Here is a 26,016-nt window from a genome sequence, read left to right as displayed (position 1 = left end):
TTTCGGCATGCCCACCTTTGGTAACGGGCGTCGTGTCGCCATTGTCGCGGGCGTCCGTACGCCATTCGCGCGCTCCGGTACGGCGCTCAAGGACTACACGGCCATCGACCTTGGCCGTTTCGCTGTAGGCGAGCTGGTACAACGCAGCAATCTCGACGGCAGTGCCGTGGACTTGCTGGTGTTCGGCACCGTGGTGCAGTCCGTGCTCGCGCCCAATCTCGCACGGGAGGTCGCGCTCCTGCCGCACTTCCCCAAAACCCTGCAGGCCTACACGGTGAGCCGGGCGTGTGCGTCGGCCAATCAGGCCATTACTGACGCGGCCGATCAGATTGCGCTCGGGCACGCGCACGTAGCCATTGCCGGGGGCAGTGAGAGTCTCACGCAGGTGCCCATTCTGCATTCGCGCGGCATGAGTGACATTCTCGTCGCGGCATCAAAGGCAAAGAGCATGTCGCAGCGCGTGACGACATTGGCCCGTGTGCGTCCCCGGGATTTCGTGCCCATTACGCCGGCCATTACGGAACCGAGTACGGGTGAAAGCATGGGCCAGAGCGCGGACAAGATGGCCAAGCTGAACGGCATTTCGCGCGAGGCACAGGATCGCTTTGCCGTCCGCTCGCATACGCAGGCGGCCCGCGGGCTCGAGGATGGCCGACTCACGGCGGAAATCGTGCCGGTGCCCATGCCACCAGCGTACGACCGCATGCTGGATACCGACAACGGGGTCCGCCGCGACTCCACGTATGAGCAGCTGGCCGCACTCAAGCCGGTGTTCGACCGGCAATACGGCAGCGTCACCGCCGGCAATGCCAGCCCGCTCACCGATGGCGCGAGTGCCGTGTTGCTTATGAGTGAGGAGCGGGCCAAGGCGTTAGGGTACACACCGCTGGCGTTCATTCGCTCCTACGCGTACGCTGCCGTCGATCCGGGAGAGCAGCTGTTGCAGGCGCCGGTACTGGCGGCTCCCATCGCGCTCGAACGCGCCGGGCTGTCGCTCAAAGACATTGATCTCGTGGAGATGCACGAGGCGTTTGCGGCGCAGGTGTTGAGCAACGTGCAGGGGCTGGCATCGTCCACCTGGGCGGCGCGGGCCGGACGCTCCACACCTGTGGGCGAGGTCAATCAGGATACGCTGAATGTCATGGGCGGTTCGCTTTCCATTGGGCACCCGTTTGGAGCCACCGGTGGACGGGTGCTCACCACGCTGTGCAACGAACTGCAGCGGCGCGGTGGTCAGTTTGGTATGCTGACCGTCTGCGCGGCGGGTGGCATGGGACACGCCATGATCGTGGAGCGCCCGTGACCGGTTCGTCCATGCACGTGTTGTTCGAAGATGCCGAGACGGGGCTGGTACTGAGCGTGCAGGATGGCGTGGCGCTGATTTCGTACGATCAGCCGCAGTCGCCGGTCAATACGCTCAACTCCCGCATTGGCCCGGTGTTCGAACAGTGCTTTGCCCGCATTGAGCGTGACCCCACCATCGTAGGTGCGGTGCTGGTGAGCGGGAAGCCGGACAGCTGGATTGCTGGTGCCGATATCGAGGAGCTGACGCGCATTACCGAGGCCAGTCAGGGAGAAGCCTTGTCGCGCGGCGGACATGCGCTGCTGAACCGCTTGGCGACCATGTCAAAGCCGATGGTGGCTGCCATCCATGGTGCCGCCCTCGGTGGTGGACTCGAAGTGGCGCTGGCCTGTCGCTATCGCCTGGCCACTGAGCATGCCAAAACCATGCTGGCGTTGCCGGAAGTGCAACTGGGACTCATTCCCGGAGCAGGGGGCACGCAGCGGTTGCCGCGTACCGTGGGGCTGCAGGCGGCGCTCGACATGATTCTGACCGGCAAGAACATCCGGGCGAGAAAGGCATGGCAGATGGGACTGGTGCATGAGTTGGTGCACCCCTCCATCCTGCGCGACATCGCGGTTCGTCGCGTGCGTGATCTGGCGGCCGGTCGAACGCCACCGTCCAAGGCGCGGGCGCAAAGCGCCACCACCATGCTGCTCGAAGACAACGCACTCGGGCGCAAGGTGGTGTTCAAAAAAGCGCGCGAAAGTGTGCTCGCCAAAACGCGCGGTCATTATCCGGCCCCCTTGGCCGCCATCGACGTCATACAGTTGGGTTATGCCGAAGGGATGGAGGCAGGGCTGGCGGAAGAGGCACGTCGCTTTGGTGCCCTCGCGGTTTCACCGGAGTGCCGACAGCTCGCTTCGCTGTTCTTTGCGACCACGGCGCTCAAGAAGGATAGCGGGCTCCCCGATGGCGTAACGGCCACGGCGCGCGCCGTGAAGAAGATCGGCGTACTGGGTGCAGGCTTCATGGGAGCGGGCATTGCCGGTGTGGCGGTGCAGGCTGGCACGCAGGTGCGCCTCAAAGACGCGTCGCTGGAGCGGCTGGCCGCAGGATGGCGCTCGGTGCGCGATCTGCTGCGCGAACGGCTGCGGAAAAAGCAGATCTCGCGCTTGCAGCTGGACGACACGCTCTCCCTGATTGGTGGGACGACCGACTATCGCGGGTTCGCCAACGCGGACATCGTGATCGAGGCGGTGTTTGAAGATCTGGCGGTGAAGCACCAGGTGCTCCGTGAAGTGGAGGACGCGGCGCCCACAGCCATCTTTGCGTCCAACACCAGCACCATCCCCATTCGCGAGATTGCCGCGGCAGCGACGCGCCCCGAGCAGGTGCTCGGCATGCACTTCTTCTCGCCGGTGCACAAGATGCCGCTGCTGGAGGTTATCGTGACCCCATTCACCAGCGCCGAGTCCACCGCCACCGCGGTGCAGTATGGGCGGCAGCTGGGGAAGACCGTCATTGTGGTGCAGGATGGCGCGGGCTTTTACGTGAATCGCATTCTGGCGCCGTATCTCAACGAGGCCGGCCGGTTGCTGGACGACGGGGCCCGGATTGAGGATGTCGATAGCGCACTGACGGCGTTCGGATTTCCGGTGGGGCCCATCACGCTGCTCGACGAAGTGGGGCTGGATATTGCCGGCAAATCGGGGCCCATCATGGCTGCTGCGTTTGGCGATCGCATGTTGCCGTCCACCACACTGCAGCGGGTGGTGGAGAGTGGCCGGGTGGGGCGAAAAGCGCGGAAGGGGTTCTATCGCTACAGCGAGCAGGGCAAGCGCGAGGGGGTGGACGAGTCGGTGTATGCTCTCACGCCGGCCGGCGGCACGCGACATACGGTGCTGGCCGATGAGATCCAGCAACGGTGTGTACTCCCCATGCTCAACGAAGCCGTGCGGTGCCTGCAGCACGGCATCATTCGCAATGCGCGTGACGGTGACATCGGCGCGGTGTTCGGCATTGGCTTCCCTCCGTTTCTCGGGGGACCCTTCCGGCACCTTGATACACTCGGCGCCTCAACGGTGGTGCAGCAGCTCGACGCCCTGAATACCCGCTTCCCTGGCCGCTTTGAACCAGCGGCGATGTTGCGCGAGATGGCAGCAACGGGGCGGCGGTTTCATCCGTAGCACTTCCAACTCTTTCTTTCCCTTATGACCACCACGCCACACCCGCGCATTGAGGAAGTCCTCACGCAGCTGAGGGACGCCCAGTCGGACATGCAGGCGTTGCTGGCGCGTGTACCGGCCACCCATTCACAGACGGTGGTGCGCGAAGGAACGTGGTCGGCGGCGCACATCGTCGAGCATCTGGCCATCGTGGAAGATGGTACCGGCCGTCTGGTCTCCAAGCTGATCAAGCAGGCGGAGGGCACCACCGAAACCGAGAGCGCCCCCATCCTGCCCACACTGGCGCGATTTCACGTGGAAGATTCCAGCGTACGACGCATTGAGGCCCCCGACATGGTGGCGCCGCGTGCCGGTCTTTCGCTGGACACGGCGGTGCAGACACAGCAGGTGGCGCGTGAACGGGTCATCGCGGCGTATGCGGCGGCGTCCGGCCGGGCGCTGGCGGAAGTGAGTGCTCCGCACCCCATTCTTGGTCCGCTCAACGGCTATCAGTGGGGCATCTTCATCGCGCAGCATCAGCGGCGCCATCTGGTCCAGTTGCGCGCGGTGCTCGCCGCGTTGGAGGTGTAATGCATCAGAAAACGTTACGGCGTCGCGCGACGGCCGCTCTTGCCCTGCTGGCGGCCTGCGCTCCCACGCCAACACCCGCACCAACGGCGGCGGCGCTGCCTCGCACCCGCGCGGAACGCACCACCTACCTCGAAACAACGACATACGCTGACATGCTGGCGTTCGTGGATTCGTTGCGGGTGCTGGGCGCACCGATCAGTGTGAGCCAACTCGCCACGTCGCCCATGGGCAAATCCGTGCCCCTCGTGGTGGCCTCTCGCCCGCTCGTGCGCACGCCTGCCGAGGCGCGCCGTCTTGGACGGCCGGTGGTGTATCTGCAGGCCAACATTCACGCCGGCGAAGTGGAAGGCAAAGAAGCGGTGCTGGCACTGCTGCGGGAGTGGAGCTTCGGGGCGCGCCCCAATGTGCTCGATTCGCTCGTGGTGGTGGTGGTGCCCATGTACAACACCGATGGTAACGACAAGCTGGCGGCGCAGGCCCGCAATCGCGGCGCGCAGAACGGGCCCGAGATGATCGGCGAGCGTCCCAACGGCGCCGGGCTCGATCTCAATCGCGATTATGTGAAGGCCGAGGCGCCGGAGACCAATGGTGCGCTGGCGGCCTTGAACGCCTGGGAGCCCGATCTGTTCATGGATTTGCACACCACGAACGGCAGCTATCACGGGTATGCGCTCACCTACTCGCCGTCGCTGCATCCGGCGGCGCCGCTGGCGCCCTTCACGGCCGATACGCTGTTGCCGGAAATTCGCCGCCGCATGAAGGCGAAGCACAACTTCGAGGTCTTCCCGTACGGCAACTTCACGGGGAGCAACGGCCGGGAAAGCATTACCGCCGACACCAAGTCGGGATGGGCCACCTACGAGCACAAGCAGCGCTACGGCACCAATTACGTGGGGTTGCGGGGTGGCATCAGCATTCTCAGCGAGGCCTACTCACACGACCCCTTTGAGCGCCGTGTGGCCAGCACGCGCGCGTTCGTGCAGGAAATCCTGTCGTATGTGGCGGAAGATCGCCGCCGCGTCACCGACCGGGTCCGCGCGGGCGTGGCGGCCGCCACCTTCGGCGCCGGGGTGAGCACATCCGTTCCGGTGCGCGCCCGCTTCACGACGCGCCCCGAGACCCAGGAAGTGCTGGTGGAGCGCCTCGACCGGCTTCCCGATAGCACGCGTCTCACCCAGCCGGGCGTCCCGCGGGGTATTCAGCGATCCGGTGTGATTACCGCCCAGCGCATGCCGGTGGTGGATCGGTTTGAAGCCAGCCTGAATCGGCCCGCCTCGGCGGCCGGGTATGCCATCAGCGGCGACTGGCCCAAAGCCCGCCAACTCCTCGAAGCGCATGGGGTGCCCATTCGGGTGCTCACGTCGGCCGTGACCGTTGCCCTGCAGGAATTCGTTATTGATACCGTCGTCTTTTCGGGGCGCCCCTTTCAGGGGCACCGGGAGGTGTCAGTAGGCGGTCGCTGGAGAGAAGCGACCCGGGAGCTCCCCGCCGGCAGTCTGGTCGTGCCGTCCGGAACCCGCCGAGACCTGCTGGCCATGCTCCTGCTCGAGCCCGAGAGCGATGACGGCCTCCTGACCTGGAACGTCTTCGATTCGGTCCTTGAGAAAGGGAAAGTGGCACCGGTGGTCCGTTTGGCCGCTCCCCTCCGTTAGTTTCCTGCCATGCTTCGTTCGTCCCTCCTCTATCTCTCCCGCCAGCAGGGCATTTTCGACTTCGTCAAGAACGTCGGCTTTGCCCGGAAGATGGCGTCTCGCTTCGTGGCCGGTGAGACGGTCAATACCGCCCTTGATGCGGTCGCTCAGCTGAACGCCAAAGGCATTTCGGCCTCGCTCGATCTCCTTGGTGAGAGCGTGCACAGCGAAGCGGAAGCCCGCGAAACCGGGCGTCAATATCTCGAGATTCTCGATCGCATCCATGCGCGGACGCTCGATGCCAACGTGTCGGTCAAGCTGACGGCGCTCGGTCAGGACATCTCCGATGATTTGGGCGTCGAGATTGTGCGTGACGTCATTGCACGGGCCAAGCAGTACGACAGCTTCGTGCGGCTCGACATGGAATCGAGTGCGTACACCGATCGCACGCTGGATACCTTCGAACAGAAGCTGTTCCCGGGGCACGAGAACAACGTGGGCGTGGTGCTGCAAAGCTCGCTGCGTCGCACGCTGGCCGATGTGGCACGCGCCAACAAGCTGTCGGCGCGGGTGCGCATCTGCAAAGGCGCGTATCTCGAGCCGCCCGCCGTGGCGTTTCCCGACAAGGCCGATGTGGACAAGAACTACGTCGCGGCCATGCATACGCTCATGCTGGAAGGGCGCTATCCGGGCATTGCCACGCACGACGAAGCCATCATTGCGGAAGCCAAGCGGTTCGCCAAGGAAAAGGGCATTGCTCCCGACCGCTTCGAATTTCAGATGCTCTACGGTGTCCGCCGCGATCTGCAGGAGCAGATTGTAAAGGAAGGATACCGTATGCGTGTGTACGTGCCGTTCGGCAGCCAGTGGTATCCGTATCTCATGCGTCGTCTCGCCGAACGTCCGGCCAACATTGCGTTCATGGCGGGCAACATTGTGAAGGAGTCGCTTGGCGGCTGAGCAGCCTGACGGCACGCCCGAGGTCCATCATGGGCATCATCACCCGCCAGACCACGAGGCGGGTGATGAACGCACGCTTGGCGGATACATGGCCGTGCACAAGCGCCCGGCGGCCTTTGAAGGAGTGGATGGTCACTCCTATTCGGCCGACATTCTCACCGACACGACCGGTGTGGTCGCTGCCCCATGGGGCGCCTACCTCTTTTTCGTGCGCTGGGGACTCGGGGAGCCGGAAGTGCAGGGACACCTCGAGACGGAGTTTCTCGTGAAAGGCACGAGTGAGGCCGTCGTGCGCCATCAATTGGGCGCCATGCAACTGGGCACGGTGAAGGCCACCCTCGACGGCCTCATACGCGCCGGCCGACCCACATGACGCGGGACGCGAGCACGTTTGTACAGCTGGGGCCCACACCTCCCGAGTCGCACACGGTAGACGGCGTGGTCATTCAGGGCACCGGTGGCATCTGGGATATTCGCACCGATCGCGGGGCAACCCTGAGCGCCTCCATGCGCGGGCGACTCAAGCACGAAGCACTGGCCGGACTCAAGCTCGCCGTGGGCGATCGCGTGACCTGTGCCTGGGATAATCGCGATCCCGGGTCGTGGACCATTGCCGCCATTCAGGAGCGTCGCAGCAAGCTCGCACGCCGCGCCCCCAGTGGCGCGCGGGGGGAGCGCGTGGTGGTGGCCAATCTCGATCAGGTGCTCGTCGTCTTTGCCGCTGCCCGTCCGGAGCCGCATCCACGCATGCTCGATCGTTTTCTGGTCATTGCCGAAGCCAACGGACTCGCCGCGCGTATCGTGGTGAACAAGTGCGATCTCGTGCCGCCCGCGAGTGCACGGGCGTTGTTTGCCGAGCATGTCGCGGCGGGATATCCGGTGCATTACACCAGTGTGATCACCGGCGAAGGACTGGACGAATTGCGGGCGGAGCTGCAGGACCGCTGCTCAGCGTTGTCCGGCCCATCGGGCGTGGGCAAGTCGTCGCTCATGAATCATCTCTTCCCCGGGCTCAACCTGCGCACCGCCGCGATCAGCGACAGTGTGAACAAGGGGCGGCACACGACGGTGGGGGCCGTGCTGCATCCGTTGCCGGGTGGAGGATATCTCGCGGATACCCCGGGGCTGCGCGAAGTGGGGCTGTGGGGCATTGATCCCGGCGACATCGCGCACTGCTTCCCGGAGTTCGTCCCGCTGCTGGGAAATTGCCGCTTTCAGGACTGCATTCACACGGTGGAGCCCGGATGCGCAATCCGTGAGGCACTGGAGGCCGGTACCGTCACCCGCGGTCGCTACGAGAGCTACGTCAAATTGCGCGAGGAGCTGGCGGGCTTTCAGGAGAACTGACGGGCACTCCGCCCGTTCCCGGTTCGGGTAAATGGGTGGACTATCCCGAGGGTGGGCCCTGGCATACGTTCAGCCGCATTCCTCCCGTCATGGCCTCTTTCGGTCGTCCGTGACTCACGCCAACGCGTCTCTTTCTGCGCTTCCGTCAACCGACCACGAGATCGTGGCGGCCATGGCGCGTGGGCGTTCTATTTGATCCGCGCTTTCGCGCCGGAGCGTGCCCCATGAGCCTAACGCCACGGACTCTCGAGCAACTGCGCGACCTTGCCCCGGGGTTTGTGTACGGGACGTTGAACGCCGATGACCTCGCGGCGTTCGAAGTCGGGTTGCGCACGCCCGCGCTTGCGGCCGAACTGCAGAAGGAGATCACCGCGCTTCAGGCTGCCGCCGATGCGCCGTTGCCCAACGTCCCCGATGCGCTCGACGAGATCCGGGCGCGGATCAACCGGGAGGCGCCGCCGCTCACGCTCGACTCCAAGGTCCGGCGCGCTACACCCAACAGCCGTGCGGTGCGCGTTACGCCCCCAAGCATGCCGGTGGTCGAGCCGATGGATCGACGTCGCGCCGGAAAATCTCCGGGGCGGGCAGGGTGGTATGCCGCCGCCGTCATGACGGCGGGGCTGGCCGCCACGCTGTTTGTGGCCCTCGACCTGCGCGCCAGGGTGGCGACCCTGGAAGGGCAGGACAAGGAAAAATCGTCGCTGCTGGCGCGGGTGGAAGCCAAGACCAGTGAGAAGGAAAAACTGCTGGCAACCTTGTTGGCGGGCCGTGGCAACGTGGTGCTGGTGAATCTTGAGGCGTCGGCCCCTACGGGTCCCGGCATGCAGCTGTTCTGGAACGTGCGCGACGGCAAGGCGGTGGTGAATGCCTACGGCCTCGCTCAGGTGGCCAGCAATCGCGCGTACATGCTGTGGATGATTCGCGATGGCACGCCGGTACCGCTCAAGCTTTTCACCCCCGACGAAAGCGGGCGGGCCATGGTGGCCGATATCGAGGCACCCACAAGCATGACTGGCATTACGCTGTTCACGGTCACGGAAGAATCATCCGCGGGTGCCGAGGCGCCTAGCATGACGCCGTTCATTGCGGGCACCGTACCGGCGGCGACCAAGTAACGGCGGGAACTGCACCACGGCATCTCGGCACCCCCATCTGTCAGGTCCGTACCGCCGAACCAGCGTGCCTGATTGACGGAGGGGAGGAGGTGTGGAGGTGAGGAGCGGCTGTGAGCCTGCCGCGAGATGCCAGATGAAAGACCAACAGCTCCACGGATACGAACAGATGGTTCACGGATGGACCACGGATCCAGCGTTTGAGCGTCGAACTCCAATGTTCATCACTTTTTTGAATTGAAGTAACGGCGGTATCTGTGGTCCATCCGCGACCCATCAGCTTTTATCCGTGGAGCTGTTCATCTCGTGCCTCCTCCGTACCTCGTCACCTCCATCCTTCAGGTCCGTACCGCCGTAGCAGTATGCCTGATTGACGGACGGGAGCAGGTGTGGAGGTGAGGAGCAACGGTGTACCTGCCGCGAGATGCCAGATGATAGACCAACAGCACCACGGATAAGAACCGATGGGTCACAGATTGAGTACGGATCAAGCCCTGATATTGGAAGCGCTTGATCCGTATTGACTCCGCGACCCATCGGTTCTTATCCGTGGTGCTGTTGGTTTCGGGCGTTGAAGTACCAGCGTTACTTGCTGCGCACCGTCCCCAGACCGCCGTCCACGCCGTACACCTGGCCGGTGACCCACGAGGCGTCGGGGCCGAGCAGGAAGGCCATACAGGCCGCGACATCGTCCGGCTGTCCAACCCGACCCAGTGCGTGCATGGCCTGCGAGGCCTGCAGCGCCGGCGCCGAGCCGGTGATGCGCGCGGTAAGTGGCGTATCCACGAGACCCGGCGCGACGGCATTCACGCGCAATCCACGCGCGGCGTACGTGGCGGCGGCGGATAACACCAACCCCTGCACGCCCCCCTTGGCCGCGGCAATGGCCTCGTGATTGGCCAGCCCAATGCGCGCTGCCGCCGTGCTGCACAGCACGACGCTGCCGCCCTGCGGCATGACACGCGCACCGGCCCGCACCACGCCGAACGCACTCGTCAGATTCTGCGCGATGGTGTGCTGGAACTCTTCGAATTTCGTGAGGTGGGCCGGCTTGAGCAGCAGTGATCCCACACAATTGGCGATGCCGCCCAGCGCCCCGTAGTGCGCCACGGCCGCATCGGTGATGCGATCGATGTCGGCCCAGTCGGTGGCATCACCGGTGAGAAACGGCATGCCAAGTTCGCCGCCGAGCTGCGCCAATGGCGCGTCGCGTCGGGCGGTGAGAAAGACCGGGGTGCCGCCGGCCACCAGCTTACGGGCCAGGGCAGCGCCAACACCACCGGAGGCGCCAAAAATGAGAACCGCGTGCGATGTCTGGGACATGCACGCGGAACTCGTGAGCGGCGACGGAGGTTCCCGGCAATGTCCGGGAACGTGATTTACCAGCTCTTCAGGTCACTCCACGTCTTCCACGTCAACGCGTCACTTTTGAACAGGGGGAGCATCTTCTTGATGTCAGCGGCATGCGCCGTCAATGCCGCTGTCTCCTCCGGTGTAAACGTGCCCGCCTTGCCAACATCCTTGAGTGCCGGATTGTCCTGCATCAGCGCCCAGAGCGCCATGCGTTCACGCAGCAACCCGTACTCGTAGTTGCTCATGACGCCCGTCACGGCGCTGCCAGGGTCGAAGCCCTCGGCGGACTCGTTGCCGCTCGCCTCACGCATCATGCGTTCGCGCTCAACGGCCTGATACTCCAGAATGGGCGCGGGTGTAAAGTCCATCTGACAGCTGATTCCATACGTCAGCACGGCCATGCGCATGGTGAGGGTGACGGACGAGTCCTGCAGAAAAAGCTGCGAACGAACATCCTTGAGCTGCGTGGCCGCGTTCATCCGCTTGTTGATCGATTCAATCTGTTTCTGGATGGCGTTGATCCGCGCCTCATTCTTCTGCGCGTTCGTGGCGATCATCATGGGATTCATCGTCTTTGACGCGTTCTCGATGCATGCGTCAGAGGCTTTCTTCTTGGGCACCCACGCCGCATTGGCGCGCGCGGCATCATCACGGAGCTGCGCATCCTTGATTTGCGGGGCCAGGCTGATGACGAGCAGCGCCACCTTGTCTTCCGTAAAAACCGGCGTAGCGGCTTCCTTACGCGCCGTGGGCGCTGCCGTGCCTGCCGTGCTCGTGGAAGCTGGCTTTTTGTCCGTGCTTAACTTGTCTTTGGCAGCATCCTTAATGGCATCGGCGCCGATCTTTTTCAGCTTACCAAACTGCGCCTGCGCGGGCGTGGTGCACAGCACCATCGTACCCGCTAGGGACAATGCGCGTAACATCATGAATGCACGTGGCATAATGGCTCCGGGAGTGGCGACCGAATGGGGACTGCCATTCAATCAACCCTCCCGGCGCAGTACGGCAAGCGGCCGCTGCAGCAACGCTGAGTTCGTCAGGGCGGCCGTACTCTTCCGACCACCGCCAGTGGTACCGCGCGCAGACCGGGCCAGTGGCGATCACTTAGTCCATTTCGCACCCGCAGCTGTGCTGAAATCCCACCATCCAGCATGACGGCGTGCTGCGCACCAAGCAGTTGCATGATGGCGGCCATTTCGAGCGTGGTAGGGCCAATCGGGAGGCGCTCGGTGACGCCTCGCACGGCTTCGGCCGGCGCGTAGCGCGAGAGTGCCACCAGCACGTGCCCGTCGCGTCGCACGCCCAGGGCCATACGGATATCCCGGTGGCCGCGATCAATGGCCCCTTCGCGACACAGGGCGTGAGCGAGGCGTCCTTCGCTTAGCAGCAGGGGATACGACTGCAGTGCCTCCACCCAGCCACCACGCAAGCGGACACTGGCGAGGCTGTCGGGGGGGACAATGTGTACCAGCCTGCCGCTATCAACAACGATGCCGGCTGCCAACGTGCCGACGCCGGGCGCCTGCCACTCCCGGCCGCGATGCATCACCCAGCCCCACGGTCCCACATCATTGAATTGACCGGCATTGAACGCCACCACGGCATCAGACGGGGCCTGATCAATACGCCATGGTCCCATCGCGTCACCCACCCTGGAAATTTCAAGGGCCAGCTGAACACGCTGCGGGTTGATGTCGGCAACAATCACCGTAATGGGCAGGCGTCGCGCCCCAAGCTGCACGCGCCATTCGCTCCACGGCACAATCCCGGGGTGCCACTGCAGCGCGGGGCCGCGCGGCCGAGCCGTACGTTGCACTGCGGCAGTGTCTGCACAACGAGCATCGAGGATGCGCACCGGCACCGATGCACCAGCGACGCGCGGCTGCGCGTGGACGGCGCGCACGCCGCCGATCAGCCCGCAATAGAGGGCGCCGGCGGCCAGTCTCCACGCGAGCGCGCGCACGGTCGTCTTACGGTGACAGCCGACGTTTGGCCCAGCGCCCGGCTTCCTTCCGGAACTGAATGCGATCGTGCAGGCGGCTGGGACGCCCCTGCCAGAACTCGATCTCTTCCGGCACCACCCGGAATCCGCCCCAATGATCGGGCAGGGGCACCACGCCACCTGCAAAGCGCTGTTCGTTCTCGGCGAGCTGCGCTTCGAGCACCTCACGCGAGGCCAGCACGCTGCTTTGCGACGATGTCCAGGCCCCCATGCGGCTGGGGAGCGGACGCGACTGGAAATACTCGTCCGACTCCGCGCGACTCACCCGCTGCACGGCCCCGTTGATGCGTACCTGTCGCTCCAGTTCCGGCCAGAAGAAACAGAGCGACGCGCACGGATTGTCGGCCAGCTCCTGTCCTTTGCGGCTGCGATAGTCGGTGTAAAACACAAACCCGCGCGCATCCACACCCTTGAGCAGCACCATACGCGCCGACGGATACGCATCCGGCGTGGCAGTAGCCAGGCACATGGCGTTGACCTCCAGCACGTCGGCCTTTACGGCCTCGTCAAACCAGACAGAGAACTGCGTAATGGGATCGTCGTCCACGTCGTGCTCCGAGAGCGCGTGGCGCTGGTATTCCTTGCGGATATCGGCGATGGACATGGGATGCTTACACCTCCACCAGCGGGAGCGGCGCCCGCGGGTAGCTCTCCGGGACGCCGGCAAACGGATCGCCCTCGAGCGGTTCACCATCCGGGGTCTCCAGCACGAAGCCGGCGTCTTCGATCATGCGCAAATCGTCACGCGCCGTTTGCCCCTGCGTGGTGAGGTAGTCACCCACAAAGATGGAATTGGCGGGATACAACCCCATGACCTGCATACTGCGCAGGTGCACTTCACGGCCACCGCTGATGCGGATCTCCTGCGTGGGTAGCAACAGGCGATACAACACCAGAATGCGCAGACAGCGACGCGGGTCGAGCTCGTTGCGCCCTTCGAACGAGGTGCCTGGCACGGGGATGAGGAAGTTCACCGGTACACTCTTCACATCGAGGTCACGCAGCGAGAGCGCGAGATCGATGACGTCGTCATCGCTTTCACCCATCCCCAGAATGCCGCCGCTGCACGTCTTCATGCCGGCCGCCTTCACCGCCTCCACCGTGTTCACCCGATCTTCAAACGTGTGGGTGCTGACAATCTCCGGCGTGTAGTTGGCCGAGGTGTTGAGATTGTGGTTCACCGTTTCCACGCCTGCCTCTTTGAGGCGGAGCACCTGCTCCTCGTTCAGCAGTCCCAGGCAGGCGCAGATCTTGAGATCATGTTTGGCGCGGACGGCTTTCACCGCATCGAGCACTTTTCCGAACACCGTATCGCCAGGTGTGCGACCCGAAATCACCATGCACAGCGTGCCGGCCTTCAGCGCCGCCGCCCGGTCAGCGGCTTCGAGGATCTTCTCCTGTGCCAGCATGGGATACTTTTCGATCTCTGCCGCCGAAATCTTGGACTGCGAGCAATAGTTGCAGTCTTCGGGGCAGAGTCCACTTTGCGCATTCAGCAGAAAATGCAGACGGACCCGATTGCCCCACGTCGCACGGCGCACGCGATACGCCGCCGCCAGTTGATCGAGCAACTGGTCATCCGGCGCAGTGAGCACGGCCAGCGCTTCGTCGCGGGAGAGCACGAGCCCCGCCAGTGACTTGTCGGCCAGGGACTGCCAATTAACGGTGGTCATCGGAAGTGACAGGGACAAAGGGCAGGAAAGTGCGGTACAGCAGAGCACTGCACCAATCGCAGAGAAACAGCACGCCGAAAGTTAAGTGGTGAGCAGCGAATCGAGACCCGCCGTCTGTGCCGCCGCGGCAAGGGCGTCGTAGTCATCAAGCCGGGAGACCCACGGAAACCGGTGCAGACCATGCGTGGGCAGGAGTTGCTGCAGCGTCTCGAAATTGGTTGCGTCGGCCACACTGGTGCTCTGTTCGGTGAGCGACGTGAGTACGATGGCCGCGATGGGCAGCCCGGCCCGTTCGGCCGCCTGCACGGTGAGCAAGACGTGATTCAGCACGCCCAGACGGTTTCCAGCCACGAGAACCAGCTCACACTGCCACCGTGCGAACAGCCCGGCAAACGACAGGTCCCGCGTAAGTGGGACGAGCAGCCCGCCAGCCCCCTCCACCACCAACCGCTCACGCCCGTGCTCCAACTGGGCGCGCGCCGCGTCGAGGAACGCAAGGTCGAAGTGCACCCCCGCCCGCTGCGCCGCCACCCACGGGGCCAACGGTTCGGCGAGCACATAGGGACGAATGAGCGAAAGGGCATCCCCGCCGCCACACGCGGCCTGTAATCGCTCCGCGTCGGAGATGACGGCCGTACCAGGGAGAGGGCGCGCTTCTATGCCACTTTCCACCGGTTTCATGGCTGCAACCGACACCCCCATCTGACGGGCCCGCGCTGCCAGTGCGCAGCTTACCACCGTCTTTCCAATGCCGGTGTCAGTGCCCGTGACCCCCAGTCTTCGCAGCGTGCGCGGACGATCAGTCATCGACGGGTCCCCCGCTGCCAATGGGCGCGGCCCGGGCGCCCTCGAGAAAGCGCGCGATCACGTCATACACGCGATCCAGCTCGGCGTTGGAGGTGCAATACGGCGGGAGGCAATACGCCACATTCCCCAACGGACGCAGCAGCACACCTTCCTGCAGCGAGAATGCCGCGAGTTCGCGCCCAATGTCGCTGAGGTACCCCGCCGGTGCATCCAGCTCGACTGCCGCCACCGTGCCAATCTGTCGTACGGCACGCACGCCAGCCGTGCCCTGCAACGATGCCAGCTGTTGCCGGTGCGTTTCGGTGATGCGGGCCCGCGCCTGGTCACACTCGTCGGTGAACAGGGCCAGCGACGCCAGCGCCGCCGCACAGGCAATGGGATTGGCGGTATACGAATGTCCGTGAAAAAACGTCTTGCGACGATCGTCACTGCGAAACGCGTCGAAGATCGTTTCGGTGGCCGCTGTCGCGCCCAGCGGCAACACGCCACCGGTTAGCCCCTTGGACATGCACAGCAGGTCCGGTGATACGCCGGCCCGCCCGCAGGCGAACATTGGACCGGTCCGCCCGAAGCCCGTCATGACTTCGTCCGCAATCAGATGCACACCAGCCGCCGCGGTCCGCGTGCGAATGCCTTGCAGCACGGCTTCATCCCACACGCGCATGCCACTGGCGCCGAGCACCAGCGGTTCCACGATCACGGCGGCCAGCTCATGACCTCGTGAGGCGATGAGGGCATCGAGCGCCGTGAGCGTGTCCCCCTCCGACGGGTCGGGCAAGCGGGCCACATCAAACAACAACGGCTCGTACATATGCGTGAACACGCCACGCGCGCCCGCAGCCATCGCACCAAACGTATCGCCGTGATACGCGTTCTCGAGCGCGGCAATCAGTCGCCGCGGTCTCCCGTCATTGGCAAACGACTGCAACGACAGTTTGATCGCCACTTCCACGGCGGTGGAACCGTCGTCGCTGTAGAAGATCCGTGACAACCCGGCGGGCAGACGCTCCACCAGCGCGGCCGCGAGCGCGGCGGCCGGCTCGTGCGTAAAGCCTGCGAAAATCACCTGATCGAGCGTTGCCGCCTGTGCCGCAATGGCCGATACAATGGAGGGATGACAGTGCCCGTGCGTGGTCACCCACCACGACGAGATCGCATCAAGAATGGGACGGCCGGTCGTGTCAAACAGCCAGCTGCCATTGGCGCGTGCAATGGGAATGGGCGACGGCGCCTGATGATGTTGCGTGTACGGATGCCACACGTGCCGTACATCGTGCTGCAGAATGGAATCGCTCATGCCGATTGGGCGAACGGAAATGCACAACGTCGGATGTTCACACCCGTTTGAGCGCGTCGAGGAGCGTGGCGGCCAGGGCGTCCACCAGTTCCACGGGATGGACGGCCGACATGGAGAGGCGCAGGCGTGACGTGCCGGCCGGCACGGTGGGGGGACGAACGCCTCCCACCAGAAACCCGCGACGACGCAGGTCGGCCACCACCGCCATGGTGCGCAAGGGATCGCCAATGATGACCGGAATGATGTGCCCATCTTCCGGGCCGGTAACGTCGATGCCGCCCGCAATCAATCGGCTGCGCACCCGTCGCGATCGCTCGCGTACCGCCTCACGCCGCCACCCTTCCACCTGCGCAATGCGCAACGCTTCGAGCGTCGCCGCCGCGAGGGCCGGCGGTGATCCGGTGGTAAAAATGAACGACCGCGCACGGCTCACCAGAAACTCCACGAGTTCCTTGGAACCGCCCACGTACGCGCCCGAGGTGCCCAGCGCCTTGCCCAGCGTTCCCACCACAATATCCACCTGTCCCGATACACCAAAGTGTTCGAGACTGCCGGCCCCGGTGGCGCCCATCACGCCCGTGCCGTGGGCATCATCCACGTAGCTCCACGCCTGATGCCGGCGCGCCAGCGGTACCAGCCGATCGAGAGGACAGGTGTCGCCGTCCATGGAGAACACCCCTTCCACCACGATCATGGCGCGTCGAAACTGGCTGCGTTCCGCCGTCAGCATGCGATCCAGCGCGTCCAGATCATTGTGCGGAAACACCCGCACAGTGGCACGTGACAACCGGCAGCCGTCAATGAGCGACGCGTGATTGAGTTCGTCGGAATAGATCACATCGCCACGATCGGCGAGCGCGGGAATGGCTCCCACGTTCACCATGTACCCCGAGGGGAAGTGCAAGGTGTAGTCACACCCCTTGAGTCGGGCCAGCGTGTGCTCGAGCGCTTCGTGAATCGGATGATTCCCCGAGATCAGTCGGGCGGCCCCGGCTCCAGTGCCTTCGGCCTGCAAGACCGCATGCGCCGCGCGCGCCACGCGCGGATCACTGGCCAGACCGAGGTAGTCGTTCGACGCAAAATCGGCGACCCGTTCCCCGTTCAGCAACACCGTGCCGGCGCGTCGCTGCTGTACCTGCCGCAGCGATCGCTTCAGTCCAGCCGCCTCCAGCCCGCGCAACTCTTCGTCGAGCGCGGCGTTCATCGTGGAAGGCGGGATCAACCCCGGTGGATACGTCATCGAATCACGAACGTCAGCTGGCCATTGTTGGGGTGCGCCGAGCACATGCCGCCAAAGGTGCCTGGCGGCACCGTATACTCCGTCTGTTCACCGGCCGGAATGGTGAACATGGCGAGCCGATGCTGCATGGTGTCTTCGTTGACCACGCGAATCTTGCGCTTGGGGCCACGGCCGCCAACAAAAATGGTGTCAGGCAACGGCGTGTCCTGCCCAAACATGTTGGTCACTACCGCGGTTCCGCCCCGCTGGACGCGAATAAGCGTGTCGGGACGTGGCCACGTGTACCACACCACCGCCGCGACCGTGAGCAGAAGGCCGGACAACGTGCCCACCTGTTTCAACGTCATTATGGCGACACCACGGGAATCCGGACCATGACGGAATCCCCACGGGAGAACCGCAGCGTCATCGGGATCGTATCGTTGACGACCAGCGCCCGCGTGAGCTGCATCAGCATGAGGTGCAGGCCACCAGGCTTCATCACCATGGAGTCGCGCGGGGCAATGGGGACCGTGGTGCGCGGCATCATGTGCGACATGCCGTCATGCTCCATGGTTTCGTGCACTTCGGTGGCCACGGCCACAGGACTGGACGCCGACACCAGTTCCACGGCCACCGAATCCGCGTTCAGAATGGTGAGATAGGCGCCACCGGTGGCACCCGAATCGGCGGGACGTGCCCACGCCGACGTGACAATGCGCCCCGACGGCGGTGGCTCGGCGGTGGCGCAGGCGCTCATGACGGGAGCGACCAGCGCCGCCAGGAAGCAGGCGTGTGCGAGACGACGCGAGTGATGACGCGGCTTGAAGGGCATCATTTGAGCAGGTGCGAGAGATCTGCGGCGAGGGCCTCCCACCGCGTGCCAAAGGGATACAACGCCACCAGCTGTCCAGCGTCGTTCACGAGAAACACTTGAGACGAATGACTGACCAGATACCCGCTGGCGGCAGTCCCCTCTTCTTTCGCCGACGCCACACCGTACGCTTCCATGAGTCGCGCAGTGGTTGGCGCATCACCCGAGAGCCCGATGAAGCTGGTGTCGTATTGCCGGGCGTAGCGCTGCGCGACCGCCGGCGTGTCCCGCTCCGGGTCTACGCTCACGAAGACAAACCGCACGGCGGCCGCGCGCGCACCAAGCTTCGCCTTGACCCGCTTCCAGTCGGCGAGCGTGGTGGGACAGACGTCCGGACAGTGCGTGTACCCAAAAAAGAGTACCAGCGGCCGCCCGGGTTCCGGTCCGAGCGTCAGCGCGGTGCTGTCGGGCAACCGGAATGTCACGCTCGGCATGTCGCGCGGCGGATCCATTGCCATCCCCTCAAACGTTGGCCGCGAATCGCAGGCGGCGAACAGGAGACCGGAAAGGAGCGCGGCGCGAGCCGCTACGCCGCGCACGTGTTGCACAGCCCGTACAGCACCACTTCGTGCGACTCCAGCATGAAGCCCTTGGGCGCAAGATCACGCAGGTCGCCCGGGCAGCCATGGATCTCGAAGACCCGGCTGCACTGCCGGCACCGGAAGTGGTGGTGGTGCGCCGAACCGGATTTCTCGTAACGCGGTGGCTCACCGGGCAATTCCACCGGCACCAGCCAGCCGCTGTCTACCAGCGAATTGATCGTGCGGTACACCGTGGCGATGCCAAGCTTGGACACGTGTCCGCGCCCATACTCAAGCACCTCGGTGGGGCCGAGGGGGCGGGGCTGTTCTTCGAAAACCTGACGAATGGCGTCGCGCTGACGGGTGTTGCGTTCCATGAACCAAATATGGCATAGGGACATGGCTGGTGGCATTGGGGAGGGGGCGCGGGTCGATGCGCGGGTGGCGTGCCCCTTCCTCTCCTGATTGATTTGCCGGCATGGCATCAGAGACCTTTTCGGAGCCGCCGGCAACCGCACGGCCATGGGCCCGCTGGCTACTGGTCAGCACGGTGGCGATTGTGGCTGCCCATCTGCTCGACGAAACGGCCTGGCGCCTGTTGCGACTCCCCACGGTGTACGAGAAGGATTGGGGGCGGTTGCTGCGCTCCATGGGGTTCCTCCCCACGTGGCTGCTCTTCGCACTGGCGTATTGGCTGCACCAGCGGGATGACGGGGCGCGACGGGCCCGGACGACCTTCCTCGTCCTGTCGCCGGCCCTTGGGGGACTGGCGGCGGAGATTCTGAAGCTGGTGTTCCGGCGACTGCGCCCCGACGCCGAGACGTTCGGGTATGCGTTCCGGTCGTTCGCCGAAGCTCCCTGGTCCAACCGCGGGATGGGGCTGCCGAGTTCGCATGCGCTGGTGGCGTGGGCGGGGGCGTTTGCCCTGGCGCGGCTGTTCCCCCGGGCCCGCTGGGTGTTCTATGGCCTGGCAGCAGGGTGCGGACTCACGCGGGTTATGGCCTCGGCGCACTACCTGAGCGATACCGTCGTGGCGGCGTGTGTGGGGTGGGCGGTGGTAGCCGCCCTCGGGAGCAGACTGGTGCGTCCGGACGCCGAGCCCGCGGGCCCTTGAATTTCCACATAATGATAATCAATTTTCATTGATGTTGCTGCGTTCGGCCGTATGACCCATGTGCTGCTGTTCTCGAGCCTCGGCCTACTTGGCTCGGGGCCATTGTTCGCGCGGTTGTCACGCGCGCGGCCGGCGTTGCTCACGTTCATCGACGGCTTCGTGCTGGTGAGCATCGGCGGGCTGGTGCTGCTGGAGGTTATTCCGCACGCCCTCGCGCACTCCGATGTGGTGGCGCTGCTGGTCATGGTTGCTGGATTTGCCTTGCCATCGATTGCGGAGCGGTTGCTCCACTACGGCGTACGTCAGACACACTTCGTGGTGATGGTCCTGGCCATGTTGGGCGTGGCCATTCATTCGGCGCTCGACGGCAGCGCGTTGGCGCAATCGGCGGCGGGGAGCGCAGGGCTGCTGGGGTACGGCGTGGTCCTGCATCAGTTGCCCGTGAGCCTCATGGTGTGGTGGGTGTTGAGCGATCGCGCGCGCGCCGTGCCCTGGCTGGTGTTGGCCTTGATGGCGGCCATGACAGTGGTGGGGTATCTGGCAGAGCCGGCCATTTTTGCCCTGCTCCCCGAACGCGCGGCCGTGTTGTTTGAAGCGCTGGTGGGTGGGTCGTTGCTGCACGTCATTGCGCACCCGGCGCACGACCACGATCCGGCGCAGCCGCACGAACCGGGACACCCGCATGTGCAGGGTGGTGAGCATGTGCGTGCGCATGATCATGCTCATGATCATGCCCATGATCATGCGCACGAAGCGCATCACGCTCACACGCACGGTGCGGCCCAGTCGGACGCGACGTACCGGTGGATGAACGGCGTGGGAGCGTTGGCCGGTGTGGCGTTACTGGTGGTGCTGCACCTCAGTCGCCCGCCCGTTGACGGCGGCATCTCGTTGGTCGATACCTGGCAGACGTTCTGGTCCCTGTGTCTGGATAGCGCTCCCGCCGTGCTGCTGGCGTACCTCACCGCGGGCGTGGTTCATGCATGGCTACCGGCCGGATCGTTGGCGTGGATGAGCCGTGGCTCGCGATTGCGGCAGGGATTGGCTGGCATGGCCGTGGGATTACCGCTGCCAATCTGTTCCTGTGGCGTTGTGCCGCTGTACCAGCAATTGGTGCAGCAAGGCGCGTCCACCACGGCGGCCGTGGCGTTTCTCATTGCCACGCCGGAGTTGGGTCTAGATGCCATTCTGCTTTCGGTGCCGTTGCTCGGCACGAAGTTCGCCATTGTACGCGTGGTGGCGGCGGCCGTGGCCGCCATGGTGGTGGCGCTAATCATGGGCGGGATGATCAAACGGGTACGTCGCGCCCTCCCGTTGCTCGGCGACGCGCCGCCGGTGCCTCTTTCGGCGAGCGACAAGTGGCAGCAGGCGCTGCGTTCGGGATTTGGCGATATGGTTGACCACACCGCACCGTGGATTCTCGTGGGGCTGCTGGTGGCGGCCATTGCCTCTCCGATCTTGGAGGGCTCGTGGATTACCACCCTGCCGGCGGGACTTGATGTGCTGGTGTTTGCGGCGATTGGGCTCCCCCTCTACATCTGCGCGTCGGCATCCACGCCATTGGTGGCGGTGTTGGTGGCTGCGGGTGTGAGCCCTGGCGCAGGGCTGGCGCTGCTGCTCACGGGGCCGGCCACCAACGTGGCAACCATTGGCATTCTCACGCGCATGCACGGCAAGCGGTTTGCGTGGGTGTTCAGTGCGGTCATGATTGCCACGGCAGTGGCGCTTGGACTGCTGGTCAATCTGCTGCTCCCAACGTTGCCGCAGTCGCAACCGGCGCTGGCCACCGATGCCACCGGCACACCGTGGCAGCTGGTCGCGGTGCTGACGGTGGCGCTGCTATACGCCGCGTCGGTAATTCGCTTGGGCATCCGCGGATTTTTGTCCGAGCTGAAGCTGTCTGAAGGATGACCTTCGCATGATGCCACTCGTGCTCATGGCCGGATTTTTGGGGGCCGGGAAGACCCGTTTCCTCACGGACATCATTCCGGAGTTGGCTGCGCGTGGCACGCGGGTGCGCATCATCCTGAATGACTTTCAGAACGCACGCATTGACGCCGCCCGTCTTGGGGAACTGGATGCGCTGGTCACGCCGCTCAACGGCGAATGCATCTGCTGCGGTTCACTGCGCGAGCTCCTGCAAACGCTGTATGATGTGCCGCCCGATCCCGGCAGCGTGATGCTCATTGAGGCCAATGGCGCCACCGAAACCGACGAGTTGCTGGGGCATCTCACCACCGACGGCAGGCTGGCCCACTTTACCCTCCCGCTGCAGTTGACCGTCGTTGATGCGGCCCGCTGGCAGAAGCGGTGGTGGCACAACGCGCTGGAGCGGGCACAGGTGAGTACGGCCACCCAGCTGTTCCTAAACTGGACCCACAAGCTGAGCGAGGCCAGGCGCGCCGAGGTGGAGGCGTCGTTGCGCGAGACAAACCCGCGCGCCGCGCGCGTGGATGCCGCGGGCTATGCTACGCTGCTCAGCGACCTTGCCCACGAGGCACAGGACGATGCCACGCGCGGAGGTCGGCACGGATTGCGCTTTGCGGCTCCAGCGCCACTGGGCGAGGGAGAAGTTCGCCGGAAGCATGAACATCCATTCGGGAGTGCGTCGCTTCCTCTGCCGGCGCTTGTCGATCGCGCCGCCTTTGAACGGTTTGTTGACGGGTTGCCGGAATCTGTCGTGCGAGCCAAAGGGCTGGTGCGCTTCACCAACGAGCCAGGCCCCATGTTCGTGTGGCATCGTGTGCCGGGGCGCCGCGGCGTGCGGCTGGACAAGAGCTGGCCCCACGCCGACGCCCAGCCGACGGCGCTGTTCATTGGCGTAGGGATGCCGATAGACCTGTTGCAGGAGCTTGTGACGGGGTTGGCATCGGCCAGCTGAAGTCGGCGATAGTCGGGCCCGCTGAAACGCCGGCTATTAGATTGGGAACAGGCTGCTCGTCGCTTGACGTACCCTGTTGCCGCTGCGTTTCCTACACGACCCGGAACATGTCCCCCTTCCGTTCAGTCCTTGTCGCCGTCGTGGCGGCTGCTCTTCCCGTTGTCGCGTTGTCGGCGGGATCGTCGGCAACGTCGTTGCCGCACCTCAAGCTCAAGAAGTCGTTCCCCGCCAAGGATACGGTGCTCACCTCGTCGCCCGACGCGGTGCGGTTGTGGCTCACGGAAAAGGCCGACCTGCCCGCCACCAAGGTCACGGTGACCAACGCGTCGGCGGTCGTCGTACCAACGGCCAAGCCGACACGCGGGGCGTCCGCCGACGCGCCTATTGAGGCACGGTTTGCTCAGGCGTTGCCGGCCGGGCGGTATGCGGTGTCGTGGAAGACGATGTCGAAGGATGGCCACGTGGTGAGTGGCACCTTCGGATTCACCGTCAAGACGGCGCCCTGAGTGGCTGAGTGGGTGGCGTGGCCCGCACTTGCCCGTGTGCTGCTCTATGTTGGCGCACTGGTCGCGGTCGGCCGTGGCACCATCACCTTCCTCGACCCGGAGTGGAAGGCGGGAGCGCGCAGCGTACACGATGTTGGCGCACCGCGATTCGCGGCACGCCTCGCCGCGTTGTTGCTGGTGAGTGCGCCGCTGCTGTTGCTCACGTTGCAGATGGGCGCGTTGGAAATGACTCGTGCCGATCTCCCCATGTTGCTGCGCGAAACCGCCTGGGGACATGGGTGGACCCAGCTTACGATGGCCAGCGTGTTGGCGTCGGTGGCGCTGGTGCTGCCTACCGGACGGTCGTCGTCGATGCTCTTGCTCATGGCGTCCCTGGGCGTGGCGGTGGCCATGGGTGGGTTGGGGCACGCGGCCGCCGACGAACAGTGGCCCATTGGCGCGCGACTGCTTGATGCCATGCATGTTGCCGCCACCGGGGCCTGGATTGGCGGGCTGCTGGGGACGTTGCTGCTCACGCGTGTGCCCGGTTTTGCGCTGCGCGACGCGGCGTGGCGCACGGTAAGCCGGACCGCCGGAGTCATGGCGCCAGTGAGTGTGCTGACGGGGATGGGCAGCGGGGCGCGCCTGTTGCTGGGCGTATCGCCAGCGGACATTGTCGCCAGCGACTACGGCAGGCTGTTGCTGGTGAAGGGAATCCTGGTGACCGTGGTGCTATCCATCGGGTTCTCGCAGCGTCGCCGTATTCAGCGCGGCTCGGTCCCCGTCAATCGCATTATCGGTGTGGAGTTGTGCGTAGCTGCGGCGGTACTGGCCATCACGGCAGTACTCACGGGAGCGGAGCCGCCCGGGGAGTAGCTGGGGGGGTAGCTCGAGATACCAAAAACTCAAAACCCGAACTCAGAACCCAGAACTGATCAGTTCCGGGTCGTGAGTTCGGGTTTTGAGTGATGAGTAGCCGCCGTGGCGGCCTCTCCTTCGGTGCCGCCTTAGCGGCCGTAGCGCTTCTTGAACTTGTCGACGCGACCCTGCGTGTCGATAAGGCGCTGCGTGCCCGTGTAGAACGGGTGCGAGTCGCTCGTAATTTCGAGCAGGACCAGCGGATACGTGTTGCCGTCGTCGAGCGTGATCTTCTGCTCGCTCGTCATCGTCGAGCGCGTCAACACCAGGGCACCAGTGGACGCGTCCTTGAAGACAACGGGGTGGTACGGCGGATGAATGCCTTCCTGAGCCATCGTTACTCCAGCAGCTTGCGCCACCATTGCCGGCGGTGAACGCGTTCATAAATGGGATCCCACCCACAGGCCGGAGCCTTGGGGGGAGTCGCCGAACTCGGCGTTGCTCTTCAACGAGAGCCTCTATATCTGGTCAAATCAGAGGGACGGTTCAAGGGCTTCCACGTTCCTGGCCGGCCTGATGCTTGATAATTTATGAGAATCAACTATCATATCGATATGTGCAGCCCTGTCGCCCCGGAACGCTCCGCGCTCACCATGCCCTGGCTCGATCGCCTCGGCATGGCCACCAGTACGCTGTGCGCCATCCACTGTGCGGCCACGGCGCTGCTCATGGGGGCGCTTAGCGCCATGGGCGCCGCCGGACTGGCCGCCGGGTGGGTGGAGGGTGCTTTCCTCACCGTGGCACTGGTACTGGGGCTGGTCAGTCTGGGGCACGCCGTACGGCGCCATAGGTCGTGGCAGCCCGCGGCCTGGTTCGCCGGCGGCATGGTGCTGCTGCTCGTTGTCCGTCCGCTCGCCCCCTCGCCGGCCCTCGAAGTGCTCGCCGTCGTGGCCGGGGCGTTTTGTGTGGTCCGCGCTCACTGGAAGAACGCGCGGTTGCTGCTGGCTTGAGTCTGCGTGGGGCGGCGGTTGCCGAAACCGACGCTGCGGCTGAACGTACGGGTTCAGGAATGATGGCTGTCGGCCATCCGGTAACTCGCCTGTTTTTCCCAAAGCCCCGTCCGTCTCATGCAACCCACGCCCCCGTCGCCGCCCTCTCCCCCCACGACGGTCAGTGAATTCCCCGTCTCGGGCGAGGCGCTGAAGGCGCTCGAGGGCGCGTCTCCCACGGCGGTCCTCAAGGGCATGGAAGCCCAGCGTGACGTGCTGCGAGATCAGTTGGAGCGGGTGCAGGATCAGCGCAACGAAATCGCCCGGTGGCTGAAAGCGGAGGACATCACGGCTCCCGACCGCGACGGTCTGGCCGCCCGCCTCAAGGAAACGGACGCCCGGATTTCGTCGCTCGAAAAGCAGATCGATCAGGCTGATCTGGCGGTATCGAAGGCGGCCTCGGTGCCGGGTGCTGTCGTGGAGGAGCCGCCGCCGCCGCCCCGGTCCGGGCCACCCGACGAAATCTTTGCCGTCCCGATCGTCTTCACAATTTTTGTGCTAGCCCCCATCGCCATTGCCTACGCCCGGCGCATCTGGAAGCGCGGCGCCACGGTCATCGCGCCCATTCCGCGCGAGGTCACCGACCGACTGGAGCAGATGGGACAGTCCATCGAAAGCATGGCCATTGAGGTAGAGCGCATTGGCGAAGGGCAGCGATTCCTCACGCGCGTCATGAGCGAGCCCGGCAAGGCACTCGGCGCCGGCCCGGCCCAGCCCCTCGTGGTCCCGCAAGGCCAAAAGGTGTCGGACGCGGTGCGGTAGACCCGCTCCGTTGCTTGCTGCGTAGCGGGG

At 64.8% G+C, this 26,016-nt stretch carries 28 protein-coding genes; 15 read left to right on the top strand and 13 right to left on the bottom strand.

From position 1 onward, the window contains the following. The first annotated feature begins 7 nt into the window (after positions 1–7). The 8 genes from fadI (at position 8) to GEMMAAP_RS15060 (ending at position 9,094) form a co-directional block, all read left to right on the top strand. Positions 8–1,303, top strand: coding sequence for an acetyl-CoA C-acyltransferase FadI (gene fadI, locus GEMMAAP_RS15095; protein ID WP_026848532.1), 1,296 nt, complete (start codon positions 8–10; stop codon positions 1,301–1,303). Positions 1,304–1,314: 11 nt separating this feature from the next. Continuing rightward, on the top strand, positions 1,315–3,471 hold the full coding sequence (gene fadJ / locus GEMMAAP_RS15090; RefSeq protein WP_043579821.1) for a fatty acid oxidation complex subunit alpha FadJ: 2,157 nt from the start codon (positions 1,315–1,317) through the stop codon (positions 3,469–3,471). 24 nt (positions 3,472–3,495) lie between these two features. Continuing rightward, positions 3,496–4,041, top strand: coding sequence for a DinB family protein (locus GEMMAAP_RS15085; RefSeq protein ID WP_026848534.1), 546 nt, complete (start codon positions 3,496–3,498; stop codon positions 4,039–4,041). Further along, positions 4,041–5,693 carry a M14 family metallopeptidase gene (locus GEMMAAP_RS15080; RefSeq protein WP_053333678.1) on the top strand — a complete coding sequence of 551 codons (1,653 nt, stop codon included), beginning with the start codon at positions 4,041–4,043 and terminating at the stop codon, positions 5,691–5,693. The genes GEMMAAP_RS15085 and GEMMAAP_RS15080 overlap by 1 nt, the downstream gene beginning before the upstream one ends. A gap of 9 nt (positions 5,694–5,702) precedes the next feature. Continuing rightward, positions 5,703–6,632, top strand: a complete 930-nt coding sequence (locus GEMMAAP_RS15075; RefSeq protein ID WP_026848535.1) for a proline dehydrogenase family protein — start codon at positions 5,703–5,705, stop codon at positions 6,630–6,632. After that, a complete protein-coding gene (locus GEMMAAP_RS15070; protein WP_026848536.1) occupies positions 6,622–7,005 on the top strand; it encodes a hypothetical protein in 384 nt (127 codons plus the stop codon). Before GEMMAAP_RS15075 ends, GEMMAAP_RS15070 begins: the two co-directional genes overlap by 11 nt. Beyond that, positions 7,002–7,979, top strand: coding sequence for a ribosome small subunit-dependent GTPase A (gene rsgA / locus GEMMAAP_RS15065; RefSeq protein ID WP_026848537.1), 978 nt, complete (start codon positions 7,002–7,004; stop codon positions 7,977–7,979). Before GEMMAAP_RS15070 ends, rsgA begins: the two co-directional genes overlap by 4 nt. 224 nt (positions 7,980–8,203) lie before the next feature. Further along, positions 8,204–9,094 (top strand): anti-sigma factor, encoded by an 891-nt coding sequence (locus GEMMAAP_RS15060; RefSeq protein ID WP_026848538.1) that lies wholly within the window; start codon positions 8,204–8,206, stop codon positions 9,092–9,094. Positions 9,095–9,676: 582 nt separating this feature from the next. Here GEMMAAP_RS15060 and GEMMAAP_RS15055 read toward each other — a convergent pair. The 12 genes from GEMMAAP_RS15055 to GEMMAAP_RS15000 all read right to left on the bottom strand — a co-directional run bounded on the left by GEMMAAP_RS15055 (position 9,677) and on the right by GEMMAAP_RS15000 (position 19,214). After that, positions 9,677–10,414: an SDR family NAD(P)-dependent oxidoreductase gene (locus GEMMAAP_RS15055; protein ID WP_026848539.1), complete on the bottom strand. Its 738-nt coding sequence runs from the start codon at positions 10,412–10,414 to the stop codon at positions 9,677–9,679. 56 nt (positions 10,415–10,470) lie between these two features. Next, positions 10,471–11,370 (bottom strand): hypothetical protein, encoded by a 900-nt coding sequence (locus tag GEMMAAP_RS15050; protein ID WP_158514883.1) that lies wholly within the window; start codon positions 11,368–11,370, stop codon positions 10,471–10,473. Between the two features lie 110 nt (positions 11,371–11,480). After that, complete coding sequence (locus GEMMAAP_RS15045; protein WP_026848541.1) at positions 11,481–12,407, bottom strand: phosphodiester glycosidase family protein; 927 nt, start codon at positions 12,405–12,407, stop codon at positions 11,481–11,483. Between the two features lie 7 nt (positions 12,408–12,414). After that, positions 12,415–13,050, bottom strand: coding sequence for a pyridoxamine 5'-phosphate oxidase (gene pdxH, locus GEMMAAP_RS15040; protein WP_026848542.1), 636 nt, complete (start codon positions 13,048–13,050; stop codon positions 12,415–12,417). Between the two features lie 7 nt (positions 13,051–13,057). Then, positions 13,058–14,119 (bottom strand): biotin synthase BioB, encoded by a 1,062-nt coding sequence (bioB, locus tag GEMMAAP_RS15035; RefSeq protein WP_026848543.1) that lies wholly within the window; start codon positions 14,117–14,119, stop codon positions 13,058–13,060. 81 nt (positions 14,120–14,200) lie between these two features. Then, the gene (bioD, locus tag GEMMAAP_RS15030) at positions 14,201–14,926 is read right to left on the bottom strand and encodes a dethiobiotin synthase (RefSeq protein WP_053333679.1); all 726 of its coding nucleotides are present in this window, start codon (positions 14,924–14,926) and stop codon (positions 14,201–14,203) included. Further along, on the bottom strand, positions 14,919–16,208 hold the full coding sequence (locus GEMMAAP_RS15025) for an adenosylmethionine--8-amino-7-oxononanoate transaminase (protein ID WP_425482935.1): 1,290 nt from the start codon (positions 16,206–16,208) through the stop codon (positions 14,919–14,921). Before GEMMAAP_RS15025 ends, bioD begins: the two co-directional genes overlap by 8 nt. Before the next feature lie 52 nt (positions 16,209–16,260). Then, entirely contained in the window at positions 16,261–17,463 is a 1,203-nt protein-coding gene (bioF, locus tag GEMMAAP_RS15020) for an 8-amino-7-oxononanoate synthase (RefSeq protein ID WP_082821372.1), read from the bottom strand. Then, complete coding sequence (locus GEMMAAP_RS15015) at positions 17,460–17,810, bottom strand: hypothetical protein (RefSeq protein WP_026848545.1); 351 nt, start codon at positions 17,808–17,810, stop codon at positions 17,460–17,462. The genes bioF and GEMMAAP_RS15015 overlap by 4 nt, the downstream gene beginning before the upstream one ends. Beyond that, positions 17,810–18,280 carry a copper chaperone PCu(A)C gene (locus tag GEMMAAP_RS15010; RefSeq protein WP_053333681.1) on the bottom strand — a complete coding sequence of 157 codons (471 nt, stop codon included), beginning with the start codon at positions 18,278–18,280 and terminating at the stop codon, positions 17,810–17,812. Before GEMMAAP_RS15010 ends, GEMMAAP_RS15015 begins: the two co-directional genes overlap by 1 nt. Beyond that, positions 18,277–18,774, bottom strand: a complete 498-nt coding sequence (locus GEMMAAP_RS15005; protein WP_158514882.1) for an SCO family protein — start codon at positions 18,772–18,774, stop codon at positions 18,277–18,279. Before GEMMAAP_RS15005 ends, GEMMAAP_RS15010 begins: the two co-directional genes overlap by 4 nt. A 68-nt stretch (positions 18,775–18,842) precedes the next feature. Next, the gene (locus GEMMAAP_RS15000; protein WP_026848547.1) at positions 18,843–19,214 is read right to left on the bottom strand and encodes a Fur family transcriptional regulator; all 372 of its coding nucleotides are present in this window, start codon (positions 19,212–19,214) and stop codon (positions 18,843–18,845) included. A gap of 101 nt (positions 19,215–19,315) precedes the next feature. On the opposite strand from GEMMAAP_RS15000, the gene GEMMAAP_RS14995 reads away from it, so the two are divergent. The 5 genes from GEMMAAP_RS14995 (at position 19,316) to GEMMAAP_RS14975 (ending at position 24,193) form a co-directional block, all read left to right on the top strand. Beyond that, entirely contained in the window at positions 19,316–19,951 is a 636-nt protein-coding gene (locus GEMMAAP_RS14995; protein ID WP_043579430.1) for a phosphatase PAP2 family protein, read from the top strand. Between the two features lie 51 nt (positions 19,952–20,002). Continuing rightward, on the top strand, positions 20,003–21,862 hold the full coding sequence (locus GEMMAAP_RS14990; RefSeq protein WP_026848548.1) for a permease: 1,860 nt from the start codon (positions 20,003–20,005) through the stop codon (positions 21,860–21,862). A gap of 7 nt (positions 21,863–21,869) precedes the next feature. Beyond that, entirely contained in the window at positions 21,870–22,832 is a 963-nt protein-coding gene (locus tag GEMMAAP_RS14985) for a CobW family GTP-binding protein (RefSeq protein ID WP_026848549.1), read from the top strand. Positions 22,833–22,939: 107 nt separating this feature from the next. Continuing rightward, positions 22,940–23,338 carry a copper resistance CopC family protein gene (locus GEMMAAP_RS14980; RefSeq protein ID WP_026848550.1) on the top strand — a complete coding sequence of 133 codons (399 nt, stop codon included), beginning with the start codon at positions 22,940–22,942 and terminating at the stop codon, positions 23,336–23,338. Continuing rightward, positions 23,339–24,193 (top strand): CopD family protein, encoded by an 855-nt coding sequence (locus GEMMAAP_RS14975; RefSeq protein WP_026848551.1) that lies wholly within the window; start codon positions 23,339–23,341, stop codon positions 24,191–24,193. 131 nt (positions 24,194–24,324) lie between these two features. On the opposite strand, the gene GEMMAAP_RS14970 is transcribed toward GEMMAAP_RS14975, so the two are convergent. Next, positions 24,325–24,570: a type B 50S ribosomal protein L31 gene (locus GEMMAAP_RS14970; RefSeq protein ID WP_043579833.1), complete on the bottom strand. Its 246-nt coding sequence runs from the start codon at positions 24,568–24,570 to the stop codon at positions 24,325–24,327. 219 nt (positions 24,571–24,789) lie between these two features. Between GEMMAAP_RS14970 and GEMMAAP_RS14965 the strand changes: the two genes are divergently transcribed. After that, positions 24,790–25,185: a MerC domain-containing protein gene (locus tag GEMMAAP_RS14965; protein ID WP_053333683.1), complete on the top strand. Its 396-nt coding sequence runs from the start codon at positions 24,790–24,792 to the stop codon at positions 25,183–25,185. Between the two features lie 117 nt (positions 25,186–25,302). Continuing rightward, entirely contained in the window at positions 25,303–25,986 is a 684-nt protein-coding gene (locus tag GEMMAAP_RS14960) for a hypothetical protein (RefSeq protein ID WP_026848553.1), read from the top strand. Positions 25,987–26,016 lie beyond the last annotated feature (30 nt).

This window comes from Gemmatimonas phototrophica, from assembly GCF_000695095.2.
GTDB lineage: Bacteria > Gemmatimonadota > Gemmatimonadetes > Gemmatimonadales > Gemmatimonadaceae > Gemmatimonas > Gemmatimonas phototrophica.
The sequence above is the reverse complement of the archived record's forward strand: the minus strand, read 5'-3'. Positions and strand labels throughout refer to the sequence as shown.

Coding starts and splice junctions, on each gene's coding strand:
- GEMMAAP_RS15080 (WP_053333678.1), top strand. CDS start 4,041: ATGCATCAGAAAACGTTACGGCGTCGCGCGACGGCCGCTCTTGCCCTG.
- fadI (WP_026848532.1), top strand. CDS start 8: ATGCCCACCTTTGGTAACGGGCGTCGTGTCGCCATTGTCGCGGGCGTC.
- GEMMAAP_RS14990 (WP_026848548.1), top strand. CDS start 20,003: ATGACCCATGTGCTGCTGTTCTCGAGCCTCGGCCTACTTGGCTCGGGG.
- GEMMAAP_RS15010 (WP_053333681.1), bottom strand. CDS start 18,280: ATGATGCCCTTCAAGCCGCGTCATCACTCGCGTCGTCTCGCACACGCC.
- GEMMAAP_RS14980 (WP_026848550.1), top strand. CDS start 22,940: ATGTCCCCCTTCCGTTCAGTCCTTGTCGCCGTCGTGGCGGCTGCTCTT.
- GEMMAAP_RS15000 (WP_026848547.1), bottom strand. CDS start 19,214: ATGGAACGCAACACCCGTCAGCGCGACGCCATTCGTCAGGTTTTCGAA.
- GEMMAAP_RS15055 (WP_026848539.1), bottom strand. CDS start 10,414: ATGTCCCAGACATCGCACGCGGTTCTCATTTTTGGCGCCTCCGGTGGT.
- bioB (WP_026848543.1), bottom strand. CDS start 14,119: ATGACCACCGTTAATTGGCAGTCCCTGGCCGACAAGTCACTGGCGGGG.
- pdxH (WP_026848542.1), bottom strand. CDS start 13,050: ATGTCCATCGCCGATATCCGCAAGGAATACCAGCGCCACGCGCTCTCG.
- GEMMAAP_RS15060 (WP_026848538.1), top strand. CDS start 8,204: ATGAGCCTAACGCCACGGACTCTCGAGCAACTGCGCGACCTTGCCCCG.
- GEMMAAP_RS14965 (WP_053333683.1), top strand. CDS start 24,790: ATGTGCAGCCCTGTCGCCCCGGAACGCTCCGCGCTCACCATGCCCTGG.
- GEMMAAP_RS15050 (WP_158514883.1), bottom strand. CDS start 11,370: ATGATGTTACGCGCATTGTCCCTAGCGGGTACGATGGTGCTGTGCACC.
- GEMMAAP_RS14985 (WP_026848549.1), top strand. CDS start 21,870: ATGATGCCACTCGTGCTCATGGCCGGATTTTTGGGGGCCGGGAAGACC.
- GEMMAAP_RS15015 (WP_026848545.1), bottom strand. CDS start 17,810: ATGACGTTGAAACAGGTGGGCACGTTGTCCGGCCTTCTGCTCACGGTC.
- rsgA (WP_026848537.1), top strand. CDS start 7,002: ATGACGCGGGACGCGAGCACGTTTGTACAGCTGGGGCCCACACCTCCC.
- fadJ (WP_043579821.1), top strand. CDS start 1,315: ATGCACGTGTTGTTCGAAGATGCCGAGACGGGGCTGGTACTGAGCGTG.
- bioD (WP_053333679.1), bottom strand. CDS start 14,926: ATGACTGATCGTCCGCGCACGCTGCGAAGACTGGGGGTCACGGGCACT.
- GEMMAAP_RS14995 (WP_043579430.1), top strand. CDS start 19,316: ATGGCATCAGAGACCTTTTCGGAGCCGCCGGCAACCGCACGGCCATGG.
- GEMMAAP_RS14960 (WP_026848553.1), top strand. CDS start 25,303: ATGCAACCCACGCCCCCGTCGCCGCCCTCTCCCCCCACGACGGTCAGT.
- GEMMAAP_RS15075 (WP_026848535.1), top strand. CDS start 5,703: ATGCTTCGTTCGTCCCTCCTCTATCTCTCCCGCCAGCAGGGCATTTTC.
- GEMMAAP_RS15005 (WP_158514882.1), bottom strand. CDS start 18,774: ATGGCAATGGATCCGCCGCGCGACATGCCGAGCGTGACATTCCGGTTG.
- GEMMAAP_RS14970 (WP_043579833.1), bottom strand. CDS start 24,570: ATGGCTCAGGAAGGCATTCATCCGCCGTACCACCCCGTTGTCTTCAAG.
- GEMMAAP_RS15085 (WP_026848534.1), top strand. CDS start 3,496: ATGACCACCACGCCACACCCGCGCATTGAGGAAGTCCTCACGCAGCTG.
- bioF (WP_082821372.1), bottom strand. CDS start 17,463: ATGACGTATCCACCGGGGTTGATCCCGCCTTCCACGATGAACGCCGCG.